Raw genomic sequence first — 20,890 nt, 5'->3', positions numbered from 1 at the left:
TAAATAAATTCAGGGAAGTGCCTGTGTCAGTCTGCTTATCAGCAGGTGGGTGCAGGCACTTTTTTATATTTATATTATCCGGCATTCTTTTGCAGTAGGGCTGTCCATACGTTTTCTGACTATCCCTGTAAGCATTAGTTCTGCGTGGAAATAACCGTATTGTGTACTTCCTTGTCTGCAGGTCCTCATCACGTCATCAAGAAGTGAATATGCCTTTTCTGTATTTCCGATTAAATAAGCCAAAATGGCTTCGCTTCTTTTGTAGCTGACCTTATCTATTGCCGACATCTGTTTATGCAGGTTTTTTATTAAAGTAAGATCGGGTTCTGGTGACAGGAATGAGTCGATTTGCCGGATATGTGAAGCAAACTGCAGACGGAATTTTGTTTTGCGATTTATAGGAAGTTCTTTGAATGCTGCAATTGACTCTGAGGCTTGCTCATAATGGCCATTCATGAGGTGGTAGTAGAATAGCAGGAATGCGGTTGTCATGGCCTCGGGTGAAGCTTCTGTTTTATATGCTTCCTGGATTAACTGTTCATCCCAGTCGCTTGGGCTTCGCGGTGACATCATTTCTTTTAATAAGATAAGCCCGGCGAGATAGGTCTCTGCCTTTTTGCCGCCTTTATGCAGAAGGAGAAAAACACTGCCATCCGAGTTAAACGTCCCTTTAAAGGGGATGGCGGTTGTAAAAAAAATGGCCAAGTTCAATGCTGTAAGCATCATAGCCATCTCGGCCTTTGTTACAGACCAATAGAATAGACTGATTATAAATGCAAGTAAAGTAAAAAGAGGACCGCCTGCAACGAACCATTTGTGTTTCTTAACCATTTTCGTTAAGTCAATTTCAGAAGGCAAACAGCTGGCCAATCCACCAAAGGCAATCCAGCTTTGGTTTGGTACTATTTTTAAAGCAGGGTTCTTTTCGATTGTGACAGGCCCGACTGTCAAAAATAAAAATCTGTAGCCTGCAAGCTTTCCGCCAATGACATGGCCGAGTTCATGGATAAAGAGAACGATAAAAGCACTTCCGGCCACTAACCCAATGGAGAAGGATTTATCTGCATGGGAAGTAAAAGAGAAGCCCATTAAGAGAGCAATGCCTAATAAGCACGTATGAAAAGGTGTAAAAATTTTACTCATTGAAAACTCTCCTTTAGTTTTTGCTGAGTTTTTGTGCTTTTAACAGCTGTATGAAGATCGCCATGGATGTCATAAGCATCGGGATAAAGAAAACAATAGAGATAAAGAATCCTATTTTGCCTGCCAGATGGAGGGATCCGTCTGCCAATTTCATGAATGCAAGAGTAATAATCGTTAACAGGAAGAAGGCAATAGTTACTATGTATACGGGTTTAGACGATCGTTTTACCTGATCTGTTTTAGATGCGGCATCACTATAAATAGGCGGTGTGCCGGGAGCTGCTTTAAACAGATGAATTCCTGTATGTGAGCAGACATGTTTCCAGCCGGAAGATGCAAATAATTCATAGTATTCCTCTTCGTCTTCTGGTGTTAATTCATAATAGTCGATACTGAATATCACATCTTTCGGGTTGGACTTCGTAAATGTATACAGGCCGCCTTTAAAGGATTCTGCCATCCACCCTTCTGCAGCTTTTTCCCTCAGCATCCGTAAATCCTTTTGTTCAAAAAAAGCGAGTCCATTTGAAATTTTATATGTTTTCTTCATTGTACTCTCTCCCTTTATTCAATCCATCTTCCGCAAAGTGCACCATCGTTTTTCTCCTTTCAATGTCAGTTCGAAGAATTTCACGGCCCTTTTCTGTCAGTACGTAAACCTTCCTCCTCGAGTTGGTATCATCGAATGGCTCAACATACTCCTGTTTGATCAGCTTTTTGATAATGGTATATAGAGAAGCCGGCCCAATATTCACCTCGCCATGTGTTATCTCTTCAACAAGGCTCATCACTGCATAGCCATGCCGTGGCTCAGTAAAGGCGGCCATAATATAAAAGACGGAATCAGTTAATTGTTCTAAAGATTTCATTCCAGCACCTACTTTATATCACTTTAGGATATATCTAAAAGTAATATATCATAAAGTGATATAAAAATTCTATAAAAATTTCCAATTTTATTTGAAGGAAGATGAATATTGGTTTTTAATATGTATTAGGAAGGTATTTAAAAATTTTGTAGCGGAGCAGGAGGATAGTCTTTGATAAAAATACTACGAATAGTTTTGTCTGTTGTTATTATTCCGTTAGCACTTTATATGTTAATTACTCATAACTTTGAGTGGATGCCCTTTAATTTGTTTTTGTTAAGCTTGTTTGTGATGGTGATAGGGACGGATGAGTTTATGAAAGGCAGAAAGCAGTATGGGGTTCTAAATTTTGCTGTTTCATTTTTTATTGTCTTTGTTGCTTTTTACACTTGGTGAAAAGGTCGCATGTGAGTGATCATTGCAAAATTCTTTTTAAAAGGGATGATTTTATATCAAATACAATTTCAGTCAAATGCTGGCAAGAAAAATAATAACTGCATCTATAGCAGGGTCTTTGTTCGCCATTATGTTAGGTCTGATTGCAGCGGATCCGTTTGCCGGAGAAGTTAATTCAACTGGCGAGTATTTTCATGGAGTTATGTTATCCATTCCCTTCTTTCTTCTGTACAGCTTCCCGGTGATTTTGGTTTATGGCACAGTAACTTCTTTCATTAGTGACTGCATAGCCTTATTTATATCAAATCATACAATCAGGAGACTGGAATTTTATATTTCCTTACTCCTTCATTTGCTTTTTGGATTAAGTTTGCTTGGATTAAGTTTAGCTGCAGCTGTATTGTTTTTTGTTACGGATATTGTTTTACGCCGTAAACAAATCGACGGCTGGGGAAATGCTTTGAAATCTTTAGGTTTGCCGGTTTTCATCTGGATTGTGTTTATGGGTGGTGTGTATCTTATGGATATTGGTGGAATTTAAGGTGTATTGTCCGAGTTAGCCTGTGTTTGTCAGAACACAACGGAATCTCAAGATGCACATTTCACAATACACCATTCCCTCTATTGCCCATAAACTGAAATCGGGGTGATGAATATGTTTAGACTAAGCCAAAAAGATATAGAAGCCTATCATCAAAAATATTTCCGCCCGTCCTGCTTAAGAGCGTTAAATCTAAGGTTTAGCAACTGGGATTTCTTTGCTCCCTTCTATGACAAAACTCACGACCAAATCAAGGTTCCTCCTCAATTAACCTTAACCCCTGAAGACACGGTTCTCAACTACTTCAGTATTTTACGGGAAGCTGAAAATATATACGGCAGAGGGTGCGGCACTATAGGCCAGGCAAAACTTCCATTTCCAATTGCTTATAACTTTTTGTCTCAGGAATACCAGAATAAATTAAGCTATGAAGGGTATGTTCAAACGTTTTCCGGGATAGGGCATACAAGTTTAATAAAGTTATGCCGAGTTCCAGATAGAAGGCGGGGAATTAGATTCTTTTATGAAATTGAAACGATTGTAGGGGCTGAAAGCAAGAATGCTGAGTACTTTGGCTACTCTTATGGTTTTATCACTCTTGTAAAGGAACAGGAGGGTTTTCGGATTTCTGAGATGAGCAGAATAGAGGAGGATTTTCTGTGTGCGCCTTATCATGGATGGAACCATGTTGGGGAAGCTGTTGTTGAGGTGGAGTATGGACATTGGTGCCATTTAATAGAGCATATTTACCCAACGATTAGAAATGAGTACATTAAGAGCATTTATTTTCATGGTAAGGACGGAGCGGATTATTGCATTATCTTTGCGGAATTAACCAATGGGACCGACATAGAAATCGCCCAATTCCGTAAAGCGGGAAATGCGGAGTGGAAGCAGGTATACATGAAGCCGGAAGAAGAGTGTGTAATGGATTAAGGGAAATTGTAATTAGTTTGATCATTAGATTCAAGCTGTTGGATTACAGCCTTAAGGAATGTGAATACCCCCACAAAATGTGGGGGTCATGTTCACCAAATATAAGCGCCTTCACATGTATTGGCCTTAGGCTCATAATAGCAATGTTTTTTAAATTGTCCGGAGAACGGCTGATCGTACCATGTTGGCGGACATGCAGCGTACGGATTGAAATACCATAGAGCAAACTTGGAAGGGTGCTGTCTCCAAAAGTCTAAGGTTTGTTTGGCCAATCTCTTTTCCACACCTCGTGCCCTGTTGTAAAAGACATTCCCTTTTTGTACAGCTTCAAAAGAATAATTTCCTCCCTGCACCTGGAAAATGACTTGCCGGATGGTCCTTAAGCCTTCAAAATCGAGGCAATTAGCTTTTCGGCGGTTGACGATTACATTCCCAACCATCAGCATCCCCAGTTTTCCTTCACCTTCGGCCTCTGCTCTCATCATCCTGGCCATTAAAGCCACATCGCTGTCGGTATATTGCACTCTTGGCACTTTTTATCACCTCTAAAGGAATTGTATTAAGAAATTCTGCAAACATGTTAACCCAAGAAAATATTAATTAGGGGTGCAAACTGCATCGCGTTCAGCACCCCCTTATTAGATATATAAATATTAGAGTTAATAAGTCTGCTAATTTATATGCTATGTCTGTTAGAGAAATGCGGAAAAGTAAAACATTGGGTGAAAAGGGACAAGGGGACAGGTATTCTGTCCCGAACTTTCAACTAGGACGAGGAACCTGTCCCTCTGTCCCGCTCTTGAACACTGGTGCAGGAATCCCCATTGGTGTTTTTCCAGGCTTGGTTTTAAGTGCCGAGAATAAGAAACAGCCCTCAATGACAATGATGCTTCCGGTGGCTTGTATCCAGTTCATGACCTCTCCCAAGAAGATAAAAGCTAAGATGGCAGTGAAAATCGGATTAAAGTTTAGGAACAGGCCTGAAGTGCTTGCTCCAAGCTGGCTGATCCCGATGTTCCAGAGCACCATGCATAGGACTGTTGAAATTAGTCCTGTATACAGAATGGATAAAAGAAAGGAAGCAGTGACATCTGTAACAGTGAAATCAGCAGTTCCAAATGGCAGGAGCACCAGGAGGCCAAATATGCCTGAGTAAAGAATGGACATCATTGGTGAAACGAAAGACATGGCCCATTTGCTGCAGACTGAATAGATTCCCCACATGCCGACTGCAGCTATCATATAAAGATCTCCGATATTAAACTGCAGTAAGACCAGCATTTCCAGGCTTCCTTTTGAAAGGACCAGCAGGACGCCAAACAATGAAACGAACATGGACATGAGCTGCAGAGTGTTTATTTTTTCTTTGAGAAAAATGAAAGAGAAGGCAGCAATGGAAAACATATTTAATGTAGAGATTAAACCAACGCTGGTGGCCGATGTTTTTTCCAGTGCCATGAATTGCAGTGCCTGAAATAAAGCTACCCCCGTAATACCCATCAGCACTAATGGCAGGATGGCATTTTTCGGCGGCAGGAGCCGTTTCTCTTTATGCCAGACAAGAGGAACGAGACAGATAATGGCAATGGTCCATCTTAAAATGGTTAAGGTAATAGGAGATGCGTGGTCCACAAGCGTTTTTCCAACAATAAAATTTCCGCCCCAAAGTAAGCTTGTTAATAAAAGGAGAAGATAATATTTCACGTCATTTAGCCCCTTTTCAGAGCCATTGTGCACAATGACATTGTTTATATGAATAAGTTTAACATTTTTTATATTAAACAAAAGATAATTTTGTATAATAAAGTTAATTCAAAATAATTAAAAGTATATTAGATTATTAATATAAAAAATTCAGTTTTGGCATGTGATTTGAAAAGGATTTGGAATAATTGAAAAGGGTGGATGGACAGTGGAATCGATTGTAAGTAGGGTACTGGATCACCTGGATATAAAAATCTTGGATTTGCTTCAAAAGGATGCGCGGATTAGCAACCTGGAACTGTCGAAAAGGGTGAATCTTTCGGCTCCGGCTGTGCATGCGAGAATTAAGAGGCTGGAAGCGGAAGGGTATATCCAGGAGCATGTCGCTATTCTAAGCCATGAGAAGCTGGGCTTTGATTTATTATGCTTCGTGTTTATGAGCACCAATATGCACCAGGCGGAAAAACTGGCATCTCTTGAAAGGACGCTGGAATCCATGAAGGAAGTTTTAGAATGTCATTGTTTAACAGGGGAGTATGATTATCTATTGAAAGTGGCGTGCAAGGATCGCAAGGGGCTGGAGATGTTCATCAGGAAGCTGAATGAATTGGGGATTACGAAAATACAGACCAGCCTTGCGCTGAGGGAAATAAAAGATTCGACAGTGCTGCCGATTCAGGATTAGAATATTTTATGGTAAAATTGAAACCTTTTCCAGAAAAAAACGTAGAATCTGGAAACAAAGTTCAGGAGGGATTAGGTTGACGAAAAAGCTCGCGCAGCTCCAAACCCGTTATTATGTACTTTTTGGCGCAGCAATTGGTTCTGTGATCGGATTAGTGGCTTATGTGAAAGATTGGATTTAAGCGATGGACGGGCAGCCGATTAGCTTTTCTGTATAAGGGGTATTCTTGTCTGTGTTTAAAACAAACATAATCAGGAAAAATACATATAAGTACTTGTGCAGGGGAGGAAACAAAAATGCCATATGATAAACTAAGCGATCTGCCAGACTCCGTTAAAGACAATCTTCCACATCACGCCCAGGAAATCTTTAAGGAAGCGTTTAATTCTGCAAGTGAAGAGTATGACGAAGAAGAAACGGCCTTTAAGGTAGCTTGGAGCGCAGTGAAGAAGAAATATGAGAAGAATGATGATGATAAATGGGTTGAAAAGGAAGAGTAAATAGGTAAAAGGTGTCCTTGTTTGGGGACACCTTTTTTCAATCTTCTTCCGCTTCATTCTCAACATATTTCTTCAAGTTCTGGTATTGCTCTTCAAACACAAATTTAGCCGTCCAGCCTAAAAGTTTGGTTGTCAGCTTATAAAAGAGGCTGCTCGGAATCAGGCTTGCTTCTACAATCAGGCGCGTCCCGTCATGCTCCCTTGATAAGAGGTACCTTGAAATGCTTAATCCTTCTTTGGAATGGGAGTGCATAACCACTTTATAGGGAGCCTCATATTCGATCAGCTCGGAATCAATTTTGATGATTTTTTTATCCAGTTTCTGAACGGTGACAAACTTGGTCCCAGGCTCCGGGACTGGTTTATTTTCCTCATTGTCATAAATATTTTCGATCAGCATGGTATTCCAGAGCTTTATTTTTTCATCATCATCCACGTATTTAAAAACCAGATCAATGGGGGCGTGAATGACATCTTCATATCTGTAGACCAGTATTTCTTTCATTTTAAAATCCTCATTTTCTATTTAATCAAAAGCATCTTACTAGTTTTTTCGGCAATGCTTGCTGGAATTTAATAAAGGGAAAAATATTGTAAATTTTCTGAAACCAACCAAACCCTCATCCGTATATAAAAATAAGGGGTGATGGACATGTCAGGAATAATTATTATGGTTTTGCTTCTTATTATCGTGATTGGTATTAGTGGTTCCAAACCATCAAAACGTACTTATGATAGCGGGGATTCCTCCTCCCATCATTTTATAGGAGATTATAGCAGCAGCTCGGATAATTGTAGTAGTTTTGGAGGAGATGGAGGCGGCTGCGGTGGAGGCGGTGACTGAATAAGATAAGGTCCGCAACAGAGCTGTTGTTCATAGAGTGCCTCCTGATTTAAGGGGGCACTTTGATTATTCAAGGCAGGATAAAGGAGAAAAGGCTGCAAGGGAGAGTTTAATATGTTTAAAGTCCAGATAAGAAGACCAAAGGCAGTGGATAGAGAAGAGCTGGACCAATTCTTTAGAACAGTGATTACCGATACATTTCATAAAGAAGGTATAGGGGATCTGCACGAAGACAGGGAAAAAGAGATAGAAGCCAAGAATAGTTATCTGCAGCATGATCTGTTAAGCGGCGGCAAAGATAGATTTTTTTTAATTGCCTTAGCTGGTGAGAAGATTATTGGAACGATTGAATACGGCCCTGCAAGTGAGCTCATAAACAAATGTACAGAAGGAGCACTCGGCGGTCTTTATGAAGTGGGAACAGTATTTGTACATCCTGACTATCAGAATTCAGGCATAGGCAATCAATTGCTAACTGAAATGTATTTAACTCTAAAGAATAAAGGTGTGGAAGAGTTCTGCCTGGATTCAGGCTATAAACAATCACAAAAGATATGGGAAAAGAAGTTTGGAGAACCGGATTATTTGTTTAAGAATTATTGGGGGGACGGGGCTCATCATATGACTTGGCGTGTCAGGGTTCATGAGTTGTTTTCTGTATAATGAGCTTATGTGAAAAAAGAGCCTCATCATGAAGGCTTTTCTGCTGTTTCGGCACTGTGAGATGAATTTAATACAATGATACCCCCAATAATCAGCATGATGCCGGCTATCTTAAGGCTGCTGAAAGCTTCTCCCCAAATAATGGCGCCTATCAAAGAAGTTAACGCAGTCCCTGCCCCAGACCAAATGGCGTAAGCCAGGCTTAATGGAACGGTTTTAAGACATAATGATAAGCAATAAAATGAAAGTGCATAGCCAAATACGACTCCTGCAGATGGGAGGAGCATAGTTAATCCATCCGACAATTTGAGCATGGTAGTGGCAAAAATCTCTCCAGCGATTGAAATTGTTAAGAATACATAACCTCTCATACTATTGGCCTCCACCGCTATTCAATAAGATGACGCCGCCGACTATCAAAGCCAATCCCAGAAGCTTTTTGCCATTTACATTCTCTTTGTAGATAAAGATCCCGACTAAGGCAGTCAGCACGGTCCCGAGGCCGGCCCAAATTGCATAGGCTACGCCGAGAGGCAGCGTTTTTAACGATAAAGATAGCGCGTAAAAAGCGACACTGTATCCAATGATTACACCAATGGATGGCAGGAGCTTTTTAAATCCGTCTGCTGCTTTAAGCAAGGAGCTGCCAGCCACTTCACTTACAATGGCTAATGCTAAAAGAAAATAGGCAATCATATAGTCTCCCCGTTTCTTCTGCGAATGGTTTCAATTTATTTTACCTTTTCGATGGCTCCTTTTGCCAAGTATATGAATAGGTGAAACCAATTTATTTCCAAATCGTATTAATAGGTATAGTCATATTGGGACCTAAGTTGGAGGCTTGTAAATGAACTTCATAACTCGAAAAACAAAATCACTTTGGATAGATCAAATAGCCGGCAAGAGCTGTGAAATAACAGATCCATTTGATTTCTCCTGTATGGATCGATATGTTGAGGGGAAAAGGATTGTTATGCTGGGAGAGAGCAGCCATGGAATCGGAGATTTTTATAAAACCAAAGTGAATATGATTAAGTATTTGCATAAGGTCCATGGATTTAAGGCTGTTGTATTGGAGAGTGGTTTGCTTGAAGCGGTATTAAGCAGAAGTCTGTTGAAAGACCTTCCTGCTAAAGAACAAATTCAGCACAGTCTTCTTGATATTTTTCATAACGAAGAGATGCTTCCTTTATTTCGGGAGTCCTGGGCGGATAGCCTTCATATTTCAGGAATGGATATTCAGCCTGCATATCAGCAGGTCTCTCATCGTATGCTGGACTGGCTCAAACTCCACACTGACGAAGAAATGGTTTCTTCAATCAATCGGGCAGAAACCGTATTCTTTGAAATCGATGAGGAGATTAGAGGACAATCCAAAATACCAAAAGTGGTCAAAGAAAAGATACGAATGTGCATGGGTTTATACCAATTGTGCCTGGAGTTTTTTGCAAGCAGAGTGAGTGAAGCTGATCTGGAAAGAGAAGAGATCCTGAAGGTTATTGAACAAGGGCTGAAAAATCGGCTGAAGTGGCTGGAAATCAATACAAAAAGCTGGATGGCATCTGGTGTCATGCGGGGAACAAATATGTTCAACAATCTGGAGTGGTTATTAGAAGAGCATTTCAAGGGTGAAAAGGTCATTGTCTGGGCTCATAATTTTCATATTAGAAAAAGCAAAACACTGACTTCAAGCCTTTTGGGAATTACGACTGTCGGACAGCTCCTGTCGAGCAGCGGATAGTGATAAAGTTTATTCACTAGGGTTTTATGCAGGAGAGGGTGAGTTTGCTTCCCTCCTAAGGGTTCGTTTTTACATTGACGCCTCCAAAAATAAGCATTTGGAAAGTTTGCTTATGAAGGCTTGCCGGCATGACAGCTTTGTGCCTTTATGTGATAAAGGACTGCCGGAGCGCAATTGGATGAAGCGAAGATGGCAGCTCCTTGAGGCCGGGATGATGGGACAGCTGCCGATTTCCATTTATCCTCAAAAGCATTATGACGGCATCTTTTTTTGCAGAAAGGTGCAGCCGCCCGTTTATTTAGAACGAAGAAGGGATGAGTGAGGGCAAGAGTATATGGTCATGGCGGCTATGAATCCGACGAGTGAATACATATAAAAAGGGGAGTACTCGGCGGTTGAGGGCTGGTTTACCGTAACTTTATTTTTCCTCGTGACTTAATTTTTTATTAATGCAGGTACTGCTTTCCCTGAAAAATGAGTGCCGGGACATCAATACCGGATGAATAATGGGCCGCCAGTCAGGCATTCTAATGAAGAATGTTTAGTAAAAGGAGACTGATGATCCATGTACTTTTATAAAGAAGATTTAATCAACATGATTGTACCTGATAAACCGGATCCGCATGCGGCGAGAGTGCTGCAGGAGGCATTAGGCGGACAGTTTGGTGAAATGCGGACATTGATGCAGTTTTCATTCCAGAGTGCGAATTTCAGAGGCAAGGCGAAGCAATACCGCGATCTGATAAGAGGCGTATTTTTGGAAGAACTGAGCCATGTGGAGCTGGTCCAATCCACAATTAATCAGCTTCTCAATGAAGCTGGAGGGGACATGCCCGGCAATCAGGCTGCAGATGGAGCCCCTTTGGATGATGTCATCCAGGGTGGAGCGAATCCGCATCATTTTATTATTGGGGCAAAGGCATCTCTTCCAGTCGATGCTGGCGGAAACCCGTGGAATGGCTCCTGGGTATATGATCATGGAAACCTGGTGGCGAACCTCCTGAATAATGTGGTTCTTGAATCCACAGGAGTTCTTCAAAAATCAAGGATTTACGAGATGAGCAGCAATAAGACGCTTAGAGAGACGATTGCTTTCCTGATTGTCCGGGATAATGCCCATCAAAATGCCTTTGCCAAAGCACTGGAAACGATGGGAGTTGATTGGGGCAAAATATTCCCGATACCTAATTATGATTTAAATAAATACCCTGAATGCCGTAAGTACGTTGAAATGGGCTTCCATAATGCCCAGTTTAATTTCAGGCTTGATGATACCCGGATAGGTGAAATTTTTCAAGGAACCACTCCAAGCAGAAATGGCGGGGACCTTGCTGTGGTAGAACCGCCAAAAGGCTATCCTGTCCCAGAAATGCCTGACATGCCGAATGAGCATGCGCCGGGGCTTTTTGATTTGAATAATTAGTTTTTCCACTGGCGTCCTGAATATAGGACGCCATTTTATTATATAATTTTTAAGGTTTCCTCCAGCATTTTTGGGGAATCTATAGTTATCGAATCAATGAAGAACTTGTTTGTTCCTGAAAGGAGTGTCGTGGATGGAGTCTATTTGGCTCGAGTATGCCTGGGCATTATTAATACTAATTGGACTGGAAGGCTTGCTGTCAGCGGACAATGCCCTTGTTCTGGCAGTCATTGCCAAGCATTTACCGGAAGATGAGAAGAAAAGGGCAATCAATTATGGAATCATTATGGCATTTGTTTTCCGGTTTGGTGCGCTTTTTGCCATCTCATTTATTGCAAACGTCTGGCAGATCCAGGCGATCGGAGCTGCCTACTTATTATACCTTGGTTTAAAACATGTGATTAAGGCCAAGTTCGGGAAAGAAAATGAAAATATTCGCGAGGATGTGAAGGAAGAAGCGGCCGGGAAAGGATTTTGGCCTACAGTAGGAAAGATTGCATTAGCCGATCTTGCCTTTGCCATCGATTCGATTCTTGCGGCTGTTGCACTGGCACTTGGACTGCCGGATTCACCGCTTGACGATTTCGGCGGCATGGATGGCGGCCAGTTTATTGTAGTGGTGCTTGGCGGGATTGCCGGACTGATCCTGATTAAGTTCGCGGCAACCTGGTTTGTGAAGCTGCTTGGCAAACGGCCCGCATTGGAAACAACTGCTTATGCGATTGTCGCCTGGGTTGGTGTCAAGCTTGCTGTTATCACACTTGCCCATGAGGATATTGGTGTCCTTGATCATCATTTTCCTCATAGTACAGGCTGGACAATCGTCTTCTATGGCGTACTGGTGGCCATTGCACTGCTTGGGTGGTTTGCTCCGGGTAAGAAACAAACGGAGGGTGAAGCTTTATAAATATTAATGCGCTGATCTTTGGATTAGCGCATTTTTTGTGTGCCGAGCAGACGAAAAAATATAGCTATGATATCAAAGGAATCATCTGCAGCGTCGCAAAATGTGGCTGCATCATCTGAAGAATAGTTATCTTCTATAGAAGAAATTGCTGCATCAGCTTGAACATCTTAGCTTGAGAGCTGAACAGCTGCAGACACTGGTTGGCAGGCTGAAATCTTAATATGGCAAAAGGCTCTCGTGGGGGCCTTTTTACACAGGCGGCCTTTGAAGGCTGCCATTTTTTTGTCTGAAAGAATTCGGCGGACGAAGGGAGCCTTCGTCTGGAAAGAAAGATCCTTCAGTCAGTATCCATAAGGATAACCAGCGGAATCCATGATTAATTGGAAGAATAAAAATTTACAGATAATATTAAAAGAGTGCTAGTGATAACGCTTTCATCGACTAGTAATAAAGATATAATTTTCATGTAGGCAAGTAATTTTTATCCATTATAAAGGGGGAAAAAGAATGAAAAGAAAGTGGAAAGTCATTTCTCTTATGCTGATGATTTTTGCCATTATTGCAGCAGGATGCAGCCAGGGCACTGGGGGCGGCAGCAGTGAAGTAAGTGTGGGAATTGTATTGCCAACGAAGGATGAACCAAGATGGGTTCAGGATGAGCAAAGATTTAAAGACGCGTTAAAAGGAACAGAATATACAACTGAAATTTTGTTTAGCCAGGGATCTTCAGCTAAGGAAAAAGAAAATGTTGAGACTTTGCTGAACAAAGGAATTGATGTGCTGATTATCTGTCCGCAGGATGGAGATGCAGCTGCTGCAGCGGTTGAAGCAGCAAAAAAAGATGGTGTAAAAGTCATTTCTTATGATCGTTTAATTACTAACACAGATGCAATTGATTATTATGTAACATTTGACAGCCTTGCAGTAGGAGCTGCACAGGCACAATATTTAGTTGACAACGCAAAGGGCAAGGACGTGCCTCTGTACCTATATGCCGGCGCTGCTTCTGATAATAATGCCTTCTTATTCTTCCAGGGAGCATGGAGCGTGCTTCAGCCTAAAATTTCAGATGGCACATTCAAAATTGCGAACTCAAGCGAAGCTGAGGCTTTGAAAGATACAGCTGATCTGTCCCGTGACCAGCTGAGCAAAATTATTGGCCAGGTGACAACAAACTGGGATCCAAACGAAGCGAAGAACAAAGCTCAAACGCATTTGACAGCTGCTTCTGACGATATGAAGGGCGATGTGGCTATTCTTGCTCCGAACGACGGAACTGCGCGTTCCATTGCAGATGTTTTTGGAACTGACAGTGCAGTATCCAGCTACCTTGTAACAGGTCAGGATGCTGAGAAAGCTTCCATTCAGTATGTGATTGATGAAAAGCAATCCATGACAGTATTCAAGGATGTTCGTACTCTTGTAAAAGATGCAATGGGCATGGCTATTGAAATCCTTGAAGACAAAGACCCTGAGACAACAGGTTCTTACGATAACGGGAAGATTGAAGTGAAAGCGAAGCAAACAGATGTAATTGTTGTCGACAAAGACAACGTGAAGAAAGAACTGATTGATTCTGAATACTATAAAGCAGATGAATTTACAGGGCTTTAATTAATAATGGACGAGAAATAGTGATAGAGGCGTCTATCACTATTTCTCCTTCTGAATAGCTTTTTGGCTAAGGGGGGAGTCAGAATGAGCGAAAATATTTTGGAAATGCACGGGATTTCCAAGGAATTCACAGGTGTTAAAGCGCTCAGCAATGTCAATTTCAAGGTGGGAAAAGGCGAAATTCACTGTTTAATTGGTGAAAATGGAGCGGGCAAATCCACTTTGATGAAAGTACTCAGCGGCGTTTATCCTTATGGCACCTATCAGGGGGATATTGTATTTGAGGGCACTGTGCAGCAATTCAATAAAATCAGCGACAGCGTAAAAGCAGGAATCGTCATTATCTATCAGGAGCTTGCCTTATTTCCTGATCTGACAGTCTATGAAAATATTTTTGCGGGCAATGAAATTAAGCAAGGCGGAATCGTTGATTGGAACCGGACGATTGCTGAAGCTAAAAAAATGCTGGATAAAGTTAAGCTTAATGTGAATCCTGAAACGCTTGTTAAAGATCTGAGCGTTGGCAAACAGCAATTAGTTGAAATTGCAAAAGCATTAAGCAAGGATGTGAAACTGCTTATCCTCGATGAGCCGACTGCAGCATTGAATGAAGATGACAGCGAAAATCTGCTGGATCTGTTAGGTGAGCTTAAAGAGCAGGGAATTACCTGCATCATGATCTCCCATAAACTGAAAGAAGTCATCTCCATTGCAGACAAAGCGACGGTGCTTCGTGATGGCCAAACCATTTGTACCCTGGACGCAGCAAAAGGCGAAATCTCTGAAAATGTCATTATTAAAAACATGGTCGGCAGGGAGATTGAAGATATTTATCCGAAGAGGCCGAACAAAACATTTGGCGCTCCTGTCCTTGAGCTTCGCGACTGGTCTGCGTATGCAGTGCATCTGGGCAGGCAGGTTGTAAAAGATGTTAATTTCCATGTTAAGAAAGGAGAAATCGTCGGGATTGCGGGCTTGATGGGGTCAGGCAGGACAGAACTTGCCCTGAGTATTTTCGGAAATCCAAAATCATATAAATTACACGGCGAACTATGGGTGGATGGCGTTCCTAAAACGCTGAAGCATCCGAGTGACGCCATCAAGTCGGGGATTGCGTACGTGACGGAAGACCGGAAAGGGGATGGGCTGTTTTTAATACAGGATATTAAAAACAACATCTCTGCCGCTAACCTTAATCGTATTGCTGTCAATGGAGTAATTAACGATAACGAAGAAGTGAAGGAAACAGCGGAATATAAAAAGTCCATGTACATTAAAGCATCTTCCCTTGAACAGGTTGTCGGCAACTTGAGCGGGGGGAATCAGCAGAAAGTGTCCTTGGGCAAATGGCTGTTTGTCGGACCGAAATTGCTGATTCTGGACGAGCCGACGCGGGGCATTGATGTCGGGGCTAAATTCGAAATCTATACGATTATGAATCAATTGATTGCGGAAGGCATGAGTATCATAATGATTTCTTCAGAACTGGGTGAAGTCCTGGGAATGAGCGATCGTGTCTATGTCATGGCGGAAGGACAAATAAAAGGCGAGCTGTCGATTGAGGAAGCAAATCAGGAAAGTATTATGCAGCTTGCTACGCAATAGGAGGTTAATCTAATGGAATTTATTAACGAAGCGAAAACGCTATTTAAAGATAATATCCGTGACTATGGCATGTACATTGCCTTGTTTGTTATTATGCTCACCTTCACCATTATGACTGACGGGCTGTTTATATCTTCACGAAATATAAGCAACATGCTTGATTCAACGGGGTACATCGCTGTCCTGGCAGTGGGGATGACGCTGGTTATCGTGATTCGCCATATTGACCTCTCAGTCGGATTTGTTGCCGGCTTTTTGGGGGCCATTGCTGCGATTCTCCTGACGGGAATGGGAGTACCTTTTTATATCACTATTCCGGTTATTCTGGTGCTGGGTATTTTTGTCGGACTGTTCAATGGGCTTCTAGTTGCAAAATTTGGCATCCCATCCTTTGTGGCTACTCTAGCAGGAATGCTGATCTTTAGAGGTGCGCTTCTGCAGGTAACAGAGAAAACAGGGACTATTATCATCAAGGATGACGGATTTAACGCAATCGGAAACGGGTTCATCCCTTCCCTCATGCAAGTGAATGGGCTTCACCTGCTTACGCTGATACTGGGGTTATTAGCTATATTAATGTATATATACAGTGAAATTTCCACCCGTAAAAATAAAATTAAATATCAGTTTGAGGTAGTATCAAATGGGATTTTCATCCTAAAGTTAGTGTTTGTTTCTGCTATTATTTCCTATATTACGTGGATCCTTGCAGGATACAACGGGTTTTCCTGGACAGTGGTCATTATGCTTCTGGTCGTTGTAATTTATCACTTTCTGACAACAAAAACGGTGCTTGGCAGGCATGTATATGCAGTCGGAAGCAATCCGGAAGCTGCACATTTAAGCGGAATCAATGTAAATAAAATTACTTATATTGTATTCGGTTCAATGGGAATGCTGGCGGCGCTTTCAGGTATATTATTTACTTCGCGGCTTCAATCAGCGACCACTACAGCAGGGACTTTATTTGAACTTGATGCCATTGCAGCTGCTTATGTCGGAGGGGTTTCTTCTGCGGGGGGCGTAGGAAAAATCACCGGTGCTATTATTGGAGCTGTGGTTATGGCTTCCTTATCAAGCGGCATGAATCTTCTCGGTGTCGGAGTTTCTCTACAGTATATGATCCGTGGAGGCGTATTGGCCGGGGCTGTAATTTTTGATGTCATGACCCGGAAGAAGAGAGGATAGATTTTCAGTTTCCTGGATTCATAGCAGGACAGAATGATTTGGGGCATCCGTCGAATTAGGGTGCCCCAGCTGTATGTTCCAGCAGCTTATCATCCTCCTTTCATCCCGGGTATTCTATAGGGGTTAAAAAGGTGATATGATAAAAATATTCAGCCATTTATACTATGGAAACGGAGATACGACCCTTGCGTAAAATAAGTATTTTAATAATTTGCATCACATGCCTCGTCCTTGGCTATTTTACATTAGCACTCGCTAAGAAAGCGCTTACATCAGGAGAGGATCTCCCTTCTGCTGCAGACGGACAGGATATGAAATACCGGCTGGTCCTGATTACCCAGGAATTAGACACTCCTTTCTGGGACAAGACTGGCATTGCAGCAAAAGAACAGGCGCGGAAGGATGGAGCAAGCCTTGAAGTCTGGGGAAGCTATGGAAAGAACAAGGAGGATTTTCTGAAGAAGCTGGAGATCGCGATTCAGTCGAAAGTGGACGGTATTATCGTCCAGGGTCTGGACACCCCTGAATTTAAAGATTTAGTTAAGGTGAAAGCGGCTTTTTATGGCATTCCGATTATTACAGTGGCCAATGATGTCCCCAAAGCTGAAAGCCTGAGAAAAACATATGTCGGTTCGGATCAATATCTGGCCGGGCAATTAATTGCAGAGCAGCTTATCGACGACATGGGCCATAAGGGAAAAGTCATTCTCATGGGCGACAAGCATAAGGAGTATTATCTGCAGCAACGCTTAAACGGCATTCATGATGTCCTGAAGGATTATCCCGGCATAAGGACCGTCTATGCTGAAACGGCGGATGTCAGGGAGGAAATTATTGCTTCCACCCAGAACATGCTGAATCTGAATCCGGATACTGATAGTTTTATAGCGATTAAAGCCAACATAGCCGAAGCGATGATTCAGGAAATTGGCAGGCGATCACAGATAGAGCCTTATTATATCTATTCATTCGATGATGGTCCGGATTCACTGTCTTTACTTAAACAGGGAAAGCTCGATGGAATCATTGAACAATCTCCTGAGAAAATGGGAAGCCTCAGTGCAGAGCTGATATTAAAATGGCTTAAGGATGAAGAAGTGCCGCTGAAATCTGACGGCTATCTTACCGATATCAGGATATTAAAGGCGATGGAAGAGCAATGAATAAAATTCATAAGAAGATCTGGACACTCACAACGGTCATTCTATTGATTATGGCAGCCATTTGGATCACACTTACCTACTATAATCAGAAGACACAGAATCAGTATAACGATATTCTTCAGCGATACCTCAGGATGAACGAGGTAACAAGAACCAGCCAGCAGGTAATCGCAGACTTGAATAACTACTTTATCACACCAACTCCGGATAACCTGGAAAAGCTGAACAATAGCAAGAAAAGTATGGAAAAAGTGAAAAAGGAAATTTTATACCTTCGAAATTCGGAAAATGAGTTTGCTTTGACTAATTATATAAATCTGATTGACAGTCTGGCAGAGACGGCAGACCGCTCCCTTCTTTTCTTTAATGAACATGAGAAGGAGGATTCCGCTAAAGAGTTTGCCGAAGCAACACGCATCTCGATGTACATCTCCGAGATGACGCTTACGTTAATTGATAGTGAACTGAATACCTATGAACGCTTTTACAGGGGAATCATTGAACAATCCGGGGAAATTAAGAAGCTCGGGATTTGGGTGATGCTGATGATCACCTGCCTCTTGATGCTTTTAACCTATGGATTTTCATTAAGCATTACGAAGCCTGTACAGAAGCTGACTCAAGCTGCGAATGAGTTATCAAGGGGAAGATTTCACCTGCCGATAAAGGTCCATTCAAATGATGAAATTGCCTTCCTTGCCAAGACCTTTGATCGTATGCGTATTAATATCAATAATCTGATATCAGAGATACAGCACAAAGCACAGCTGGAGCATGAGCTGCAGGAAAGCAAGCTGCTGCTGAAGGAAAGTCAGCTATTGAATCTGCAGAGCCAGATCAATCCCCATTTTCTATTTAACACACTTAATACTCTTTCAAAAAAAGCCTACCTGGAAGGCTCTCATGAAACCAGCGATTTGCTGGTGAGTGTTGCCGGCCTGCTGCGCTATAACTTAAAAAGGCTTGATCGGCCTGTCACACTCAGGGAAGAAGTGATGGTACTGCAGCAGTATATGGATATTCAAAAAGCCAGATTTACAGATCGCCTGCAGTTAAAGATGTCAATTGATGAATCCTGTCTCCAAGTAGACATCCCTGGGCTTACATTGCAGCCGATCATTGAAAATGCTGTTAACTATGCAGTTGAACCAAGGGAAGAAGGCGGAGTCATTTGGTTTCGCATTCAGGACGGGAAAGACTGTGTGATCATAGAGGTGGAAGACGATGGTCCCGGCATTGAGGAATCCAAAATTAAACAGATTCTTCAAGGGCAATTTATCCAAACGGATGGAAAAACAACAGGCATCGGATTTACTAATGTCGTCAGGCGCCTCCGGCTTTTTTATGGATATGAAGATATCATGAGTATCGAAAGCAGTGCAGACGGAACAAAAGTGGTGATGAAAATACCAAAAGATAGGAGGGGGGCAGCATGACAAAACTCCTGATCGCGGATGATGAGCAAATTGAAAGGGAAGGGCTGGAAGTGATTTTGCAGAAGGCATTTCCGGACGTTGAAATCAGCCAGGCGAAAAATGGAAAGATGGCTGTTCAAATGGCTAAAGAGCTTCATCCTGACTTAATTATGATGGACATTCAAATGCCGGGGATGAACGGCCTTGAAGCGATTAAGCTGATCAGTGAAGATGATCCCGATATTAAATTTATCATGATTACCGCATTCGATACTTTCGATTATGCCCGCCAGGCGATAAAGCTAGGGGTCAAGGACTATCTGCTGAAACCGAGCAAGATCACTGAAATTGAGGCAACAGTTGGGAAGGTGCTTGAAGAGATTGAAGAAGAGCGGAAATTCCGCGCATTGACGAAGCTTCAAAAGGATGCGCTGCAAAAGGCCATTCCGGTGATTGAGACGGACGTCGTAACACAGCTGCTGTTCGACCACGTTCATGAAGTTCATTTGGATATGCTGGTTGAAATGCTCGAAATCCCTTCAACCGATGAACAATTTGTTATGAGCATCCTGCTGCCTGAAGGACATGAACATCTTTATAGCCCGGTAAAAGAGAAGGTAAGACAAGCTGGCAATGCATGGGTAGGTGCCCTATATGGCCGCCAGCTGCCGATCATTGTTTTTCGGGAAAAGCAGCAATCATTCCGCTCCCAGGCGATATCCATTGCGGGTGAAATCCTGTCCCTTCCGAAAAAGGCTTCTTTAGAAGGCTGGTTCATAGGGATTGGGAACGTTTGCGGATCATTGCAGACCATTCGTCAATCCTATCAGGAATCTCTCATTGCCACCATGGACTCCACTCTTCCTGTTAAATACCGATTTTATTCCGATGTGCCGGCTCTCAGCACCGGAGAAGATCTGCAGCTGACTAAAGAGCGGGAAAAACAGTTTTTCGATCAGGTCAGGCTTGGCAAATGGGATCAAGTCAGTCTTAGTGTAATGGAGATGATCCAGCGGTGTGAAAGAGAAAGAGAAGGGGTTGTTCAAGCTCAGCAGCGTGTGCTGCAGATGCTCTGGATTGCTTCACGGGTAATGAGTGAAATTGGGTCTGAAGCTCCCGTGCCGTTTTTTGCTTATCAAACCCGGGATTTCCGCCAATTGCGCACGGAAACCGAACAACTGATGAGATTAATGAAAAAATCGTATAAGGAGCATTACGATCGTCTGGAAGCGGACACCATCCAGCAGCTGAAACACTATATTACCGAACATTCCCATGAGGATATTTCTCTTGAAGCACTGGGAAGGAAAGTGGGACTCAGCCCAATTTACATCAGTAAAATGTTCAAAGAAAAGCTTGGGGTAAACTATATCGACTTCCTGACAGAATGCCGCATTGAAAAAGCAAAGAAGCTGATGGCTGATTCTGGGAAGAGCCTGAAAGAAATCACCTTTGAGGTAGGCTATCATGAACCGAATTATTTCAGCAAGGTATTCAAAAAAATGTGCGGCCAGTCACCGACAGAGTTCCGCAAAGCCCTTTTGGGCAAATAG

25 protein-coding genes are annotated in these 20,890 nt (G+C 42.3%); 17 read left to right on the top strand and 8 right to left on the bottom strand.

What is annotated here, in order from left to right; genetic code table 11:
- Window positions 1-69 precede the first annotated feature (69 nt).
- From CHI10_RS19015 to CHI10_RS19005, 3 genes are read right to left on the bottom strand one after another with little or no spacing between them, the layout of a single operon-like run.
- Window positions 70-1,143, bottom strand: a complete 1,074-nt coding sequence (locus tag CHI10_RS19015; protein WP_095245755.1) for a zinc metalloprotease — start codon at window positions 1,141-1,143, stop codon at window positions 70-72.
- Between the two features lie 13 nt (window positions 1,144-1,156).
- Window positions 1,157-1,693 carry a DUF2812 domain-containing protein gene (locus CHI10_RS19010; RefSeq protein ID WP_095245754.1) on the bottom strand — a complete coding sequence of 179 codons (537 nt, stop codon included), beginning with the start codon at window positions 1,691-1,693 and terminating at the stop codon, window positions 1,157-1,159.
- Window positions 1,677-2,012: a PadR family transcriptional regulator gene (locus CHI10_RS19005; protein WP_095245753.1), complete on the bottom strand. Its 336-nt coding sequence runs from the start codon at window positions 2,010-2,012 to the stop codon at window positions 1,677-1,679. The genes CHI10_RS19010 and CHI10_RS19005 overlap by 17 nt, the downstream gene beginning before the upstream one ends.
- Window positions 2,013-2,183: 171 nt before the next feature.
- On the opposite strand from CHI10_RS19005, the gene CHI10_RS19000 reads away from it, so the two are divergent.
- From CHI10_RS19000 to CHI10_RS18990, 3 genes are all read left to right on the top strand, one after another.
- Window positions 2,184-2,408, top strand: a complete 225-nt coding sequence (locus CHI10_RS19000; RefSeq protein WP_095245752.1) for a DUF3953 domain-containing protein — start codon at window positions 2,184-2,186, stop codon at window positions 2,406-2,408.
- 76 nt (window positions 2,409-2,484) lie between these two features.
- Window positions 2,485-2,949: a hypothetical protein gene (locus CHI10_RS18995; RefSeq protein WP_095245751.1), complete on the top strand. Its 465-nt coding sequence runs from the start codon at window positions 2,485-2,487 to the stop codon at window positions 2,947-2,949.
- 114 nt (window positions 2,950-3,063) lie between these two features.
- Entirely contained in the window at window positions 3,064-3,885 is an 822-nt protein-coding gene (locus tag CHI10_RS18990) for a hypothetical protein (protein ID WP_095245750.1), read from the top strand.
- A 92-nt stretch (window positions 3,886-3,977) separates the two neighbouring features.
- Here CHI10_RS18990 and CHI10_RS18985 read toward each other — a convergent pair whose 3' ends face one another.
- On the bottom strand, window positions 3,978-4,418 hold the full coding sequence (locus CHI10_RS18985) for a cell wall hydrolase (RefSeq protein ID WP_095245749.1): 441 nt from the start codon (window positions 4,416-4,418) through the stop codon (window positions 3,978-3,980).
- 229 nt (window positions 4,419-4,647) lie between these two features.
- Window positions 4,648-5,589, bottom strand: coding sequence for a DMT family transporter (locus tag CHI10_RS18980; protein ID WP_095245748.1), 942 nt, complete (start codon window positions 5,587-5,589; stop codon window positions 4,648-4,650).
- 208 nt (window positions 5,590-5,797) lie between these two features.
- Between CHI10_RS18980 and CHI10_RS18975 the strand changes: the two genes are divergently transcribed.
- Together CHI10_RS18975 and CHI10_RS18970 are read left to right on the top strand one after the other, a co-directional pair.
- Window positions 5,798-6,274, top strand: coding sequence for an Lrp/AsnC family transcriptional regulator (locus CHI10_RS18975; RefSeq protein ID WP_095245747.1), 477 nt, complete (start codon window positions 5,798-5,800; stop codon window positions 6,272-6,274).
- A gap of 296 nt (window positions 6,275-6,570) precedes the next feature.
- A complete protein-coding gene (locus CHI10_RS18970; RefSeq protein ID WP_035325486.1) occupies window positions 6,571-6,774 on the top strand; it encodes a ChaB family protein in 204 nt (67 codons plus the stop codon).
- Window positions 6,775-6,811: 37 nt separating this feature from the next.
- On the opposite strand, the gene CHI10_RS18965 is transcribed toward CHI10_RS18970, so the two are convergent.
- Window positions 6,812-7,279, bottom strand: coding sequence for an SRPBCC domain-containing protein (locus CHI10_RS18965; RefSeq protein WP_095245746.1), 468 nt, complete (start codon window positions 7,277-7,279; stop codon window positions 6,812-6,814).
- A gap of 147 nt (window positions 7,280-7,426) precedes the next feature.
- Between CHI10_RS18965 and CHI10_RS18960 the strand changes: the two genes are divergently transcribed.
- On the top strand, window positions 7,427-7,618 hold the full coding sequence (locus CHI10_RS18960) for a hypothetical protein (RefSeq protein ID WP_095245745.1): 192 nt from the start codon (window positions 7,427-7,429) through the stop codon (window positions 7,616-7,618).
- A 114-nt stretch (window positions 7,619-7,732) separates the two neighbouring features.
- Window positions 7,733-8,281, top strand: a complete 549-nt coding sequence (locus CHI10_RS18955) for a GNAT family N-acetyltransferase (protein WP_095245744.1) — start codon at window positions 7,733-7,735, stop codon at window positions 8,279-8,281.
- Between the two features lie 26 nt (window positions 8,282-8,307).
- On the opposite strand, the gene CHI10_RS18950 is transcribed toward CHI10_RS18955, so the two are convergent.
- Both CHI10_RS18950 and CHI10_RS18945 read right to left on the bottom strand, forming a co-directional pair.
- The gene (locus tag CHI10_RS18950) at window positions 8,308-8,652 is read right to left on the bottom strand and encodes a DMT family transporter (protein WP_095245743.1); all 345 of its coding nucleotides are present in this window, start codon (window positions 8,650-8,652) and stop codon (window positions 8,308-8,310) included.
- A 1-nt stretch (window position 8,653) separates the two neighbouring features.
- Window positions 8,654-8,977: a DMT family transporter gene (locus tag CHI10_RS18945; protein WP_095245742.1), complete on the bottom strand. Its 324-nt coding sequence runs from the start codon at window positions 8,975-8,977 to the stop codon at window positions 8,654-8,656.
- Between the two features lie 151 nt (window positions 8,978-9,128).
- On the opposite strand from CHI10_RS18945, the gene CHI10_RS18940 reads away from it, so the two are divergent.
- From CHI10_RS18940 to CHI10_RS18900, 10 genes are all read left to right on the top strand, one after another.
- Entirely contained in the window at window positions 9,129-10,022 is an 894-nt protein-coding gene (locus CHI10_RS18940) for an erythromycin esterase family protein (protein WP_286137489.1), read from the top strand.
- A 178-nt stretch (window positions 10,023-10,200) separates the two neighbouring features.
- Window positions 10,201-10,344 (top strand): hypothetical protein, encoded by a 144-nt coding sequence (locus CHI10_RS22800; protein WP_286137488.1) that lies wholly within the window; start codon window positions 10,201-10,203, stop codon window positions 10,342-10,344.
- A 243-nt stretch (window positions 10,345-10,587) separates the two neighbouring features.
- Window positions 10,588-11,445, top strand: a complete 858-nt coding sequence (locus CHI10_RS18935) for a manganese catalase family protein (RefSeq protein ID WP_095245741.1) — start codon at window positions 10,588-10,590, stop codon at window positions 11,443-11,445.
- 133 nt (window positions 11,446-11,578) lie between these two features.
- Window positions 11,579-12,352, top strand: a complete 774-nt coding sequence (locus tag CHI10_RS18930; RefSeq protein WP_095245740.1) for a TerC family protein — start codon at window positions 11,579-11,581, stop codon at window positions 12,350-12,352.
- Between the two features lie 507 nt (window positions 12,353-12,859).
- Entirely contained in the window at window positions 12,860-13,966 is a 1,107-nt protein-coding gene (locus CHI10_RS18925) for a sugar ABC transporter substrate-binding protein (RefSeq protein ID WP_095245739.1), read from the top strand.
- 84 nt (window positions 13,967-14,050) lie between these two features.
- Entirely contained in the window at window positions 14,051-15,571 is a 1,521-nt protein-coding gene (locus CHI10_RS18920) for a sugar ABC transporter ATP-binding protein (RefSeq protein WP_095245738.1), read from the top strand.
- Window positions 15,572-15,583: 12 nt separating this feature from the next.
- Window positions 15,584-16,759 carry a sugar ABC transporter permease gene (locus tag CHI10_RS18915; protein ID WP_095245737.1) on the top strand — a complete coding sequence of 392 codons (1,176 nt, stop codon included), beginning with the start codon at window positions 15,584-15,586 and terminating at the stop codon, window positions 16,757-16,759.
- Window positions 16,760-16,944: 185 nt separating this feature from the next.
- On the top strand, window positions 16,945-17,922 hold the full coding sequence (locus CHI10_RS18910) for a sugar ABC transporter substrate-binding protein (protein WP_095245736.1): 978 nt from the start codon (window positions 16,945-16,947) through the stop codon (window positions 17,920-17,922).
- Window positions 17,919-19,358, top strand: a complete 1,440-nt coding sequence (locus CHI10_RS18905) for a sensor histidine kinase (protein WP_095245735.1) — start codon at window positions 17,919-17,921, stop codon at window positions 19,356-19,358. Before CHI10_RS18910 ends, CHI10_RS18905 begins: the two co-directional genes overlap by 4 nt.
- Window positions 19,355-20,890, top strand: coding sequence for a response regulator (locus tag CHI10_RS18900; protein WP_095245734.1), 1,536 nt, complete (start codon window positions 19,355-19,357; stop codon window positions 20,888-20,890). The genes CHI10_RS18905 and CHI10_RS18900 overlap by 4 nt, the downstream gene beginning before the upstream one ends.

The sequence above is a fragment of the Bacillus sp. 7894-2 genome (genome assembly GCF_002272225.1).
Lineage (GTDB): Bacteria > Bacillota > Bacilli > Bacillales > Cytobacillaceae > Cytobacillus.
This window is presented reverse-complemented; position numbering and strand designations above follow the sequence as displayed.